A 2,452-nucleotide genomic window follows, 5' to 3' on the forward strand; every position below is an offset into this window, starting at 1 on the left:
TGTTTAGGCTAATTTAGAACTTGCAGTGAGGGCACGGAGAACTTTCACCCGCGGCAATGAAGATTTTCAGCAATGGCAACGGCATGCCAACCAGCTAGTACATCCTTGTCGGTGTAGCTGACAACTACCTGGCAAGGAGGAAGAAAGGATGATCAGCATGCCGATGATCGAGAGTATACGCGATATGAGCCGAAGGGGGCTCACCAACGCGGATATTCAGCGGGAGACGGGCATCTCCCAGCCCACGATACGCAAGTACCTGGCCATGGACGACTTCTCGCCCAAAATGCCGACGGCATCGGGGCGCGGCTCGATGCTGGACCCCTACAAGCCGTTCGTCGACGCCATTCTGGAGGCCGACCGGCACGTATGGCGCAAGCAGCGCCATACTGCCAAGCGGATCTGGGAGCGGCTGACGGCGGAGACGCCCTACGAGGGCGGCTACGGCATAGTGAAGAGGTACGTCCGTGAGAGGAAGGCGCAGATGAGGGCCTCTGACATGGCCTATATGGAGCTGGTGTGGGCGCCCGGCGAGGCCCAGGCCGACTTCGGCGACGTCGACGTGCTGCTCGGCGGCGCGCGCACGCGCATGCACTTCTTCGCACTCAGCTTCCCGTTCTCCAACATGGGGTTCTGCCAGCTGTTCGCCGGCGTGACGTCGGAGTGCGTCTGCCAAGGCCTCAAAGACGCCTTCGGGCACATCGGGGGCGTCCCCCACCGCATAGTGTTCGACAACGCCACCGGCGCCGGGCGCCGCTGCGGCGACAAGGTGACCGAGGCGGAGCTCTTCTCCAGAATGCGGGCCCACTACGGGTTCGAGGCGGCGTTCGCCAACCCCAACTCCGGCCACGAGAAGGGCAATGTCGAGCGCAAGGTGGGCTGGATGAGACGGCATCTGTTCACGCCCGTGCCGGCGTTCGACGACCTGGGGGAGTTCAACCGGCGACTGCTCGATCGCTGCGACGCGTACTCCGGCACTCCCCATTACGAGAAGGGCGCCTCGTGGGGCGAGCTGTTCGAGCGCGACCGCGCGGCGCTCCTGCCGCTGCCGGAGCGGCCCTTCGCCTGCGTGCGCTACGGCTCGGCCGCCGTGGACAAGCGCGGGTGCGCCAGCGTCGACGGCGGCCACCGCTATCACGCCTCCGACGCCATGGCCGGCCGCACCGTGACCGTCGCCTACGGCGCCGCGACGGTGGCCTTCGCCAATGCGGCCGGCGAGGTGCTGGCCGAGCACCCCAGGAGGTTCGGCTCGGCGCCGTCGTCGCCCGACCCGGCGTCCCAGCTGGGGATGCTCGCCAAGCGCCCGGGCGCGTGGCGCAACTCGCCGGCGAGGGCGGCGATGCCCGGCAGCGTCGCCGCCCATATCGACGCGATGGGCGCACGGGCCCTGTCCAACCTGGCGGCCTGCATGGAGCGGTGGTGCCGGTCGTGGTCGTACGACGAGGTGGCGGCCGCGTTGGACGAGGTGCTCGCCAGGACCGGTGCGGTGCGCGAGCCCGACGTCGAGATGATGCTGGCGCGCATGGGCGGCTTCGGGCTGGGGACGGCGCCGGACGTCGGGCCGGACCTGTCGGCCTACGACGGGCTGCTCGGCGGCGATGCCGCATGAGCGCGAGGACGGAGCTGGAGGCGCGCGCCCGGGCGGCGTTCCGCGCGGTGATGCTGTCGAACCACACAGCGGAGAAGTTCGCCTCCGAGGCCGCCACGCGCGACCTGCGGCTGATATGCGAGGTGTTCGACGAGGAGGTGGCCTGGCGGGAGAAGTCCAAGCGCGAGAGGCTGCTCAAGCGCGCCCGCTTCCCCGTCCCCAAGACGTTCGAGGGCTACGACTGGTCACGCATCCGCATGCCGGAGGGCGTGGCCAGGGAGGCTGTGGAGTCCTGCGAGTTCGTGGGGAGGATGCAGAACCTCGTGCTGTACGGCGGGGTGGGCAACGGGAAGACCCACATGGCCATAGCCTGCGGCACGGCGGCGTGCAACAGGGGCCTCTCCGTGATGTTCTCCACCATATCCGACCTCGTGGTCAGGATGCAGAGGGCCGAGGAGGCGGGGGCGCTGGACCGGGTGTTCCGCGAGGTCGAGCGTGCCGACCTGGTGATACTCGACGAGCTGGGCTACCTGCCCATAGACCGCCAGGGCGCAAGGCTGCTGTTCCAGGTCGTGTCGAAGTGCTACGAGCGGCGCAGCCTGATCGTCACCACCAACCTGGAGTTCTCACGCTGGGGCTCGGTCCTCGCCGATGACCAGATGGCGGCGGCGATGATAGATAGGATAGTCCACTACGGCCACCTCGTCGTGTTCGAGGGGCCGACGAAGAGGATGGAGGCGTCCCCGATGGCGAGAAGGGCCTAGTCAGGGAGGACAGCGCGCCGTTGCCGGACCTGAAAAGCTTCAGTGCCCAGCATGAAAGTTTTCGTTGCCACTAGTAAAAGTTCCTAGTTGACAAAAACAC

General features: G+C 67.1%; 2 protein-coding genes. Both read left to right on the forward strand.

What is annotated here, in order from left to right; translation table 11 throughout:
* The first annotated feature begins 148 nt into the window (after positions 1-148).
* On the forward strand, positions 149-1,609 hold the full coding sequence (gene istA / locus AAK988_RS11300; RefSeq protein WP_369880773.1) for an IS21 family transposase: 1,461 nt from the start codon (positions 149-151) through the stop codon (positions 1,607-1,609).
* The gene (gene istB / locus AAK988_RS11305; RefSeq protein ID WP_369873033.1) at positions 1,606-2,352 is read left to right on the forward strand and encodes an IS21-like element helper ATPase IstB; all 747 of its coding nucleotides are present in this window, start codon (positions 1,606-1,608) and stop codon (positions 2,350-2,352) included. Before istA ends, istB begins: the two co-directional genes overlap by 4 nt.
* Positions 2,353-2,452: the final 100 nt, after the last annotated feature.

Source organism: Adlercreutzia muris (assembly GCF_041223505.1).
In the GTDB taxonomy this organism is placed as follows: domain Bacteria; phylum Actinomycetota; class Coriobacteriia; order Coriobacteriales; family Eggerthellaceae; genus Adlercreutzia; species Adlercreutzia muris.

Coding starts and splice junctions, on each gene's coding strand:
- istA (WP_369880773.1), top strand. CDS start 149: ATGATCAGCATGCCGATGATCGAGAGTATACGCGATATGAGCCGAAGG.
- istB (WP_369873033.1), top strand. CDS start 1,606: ATGAGCGCGAGGACGGAGCTGGAGGCGCGCGCCCGGGCGGCGTTCCGC.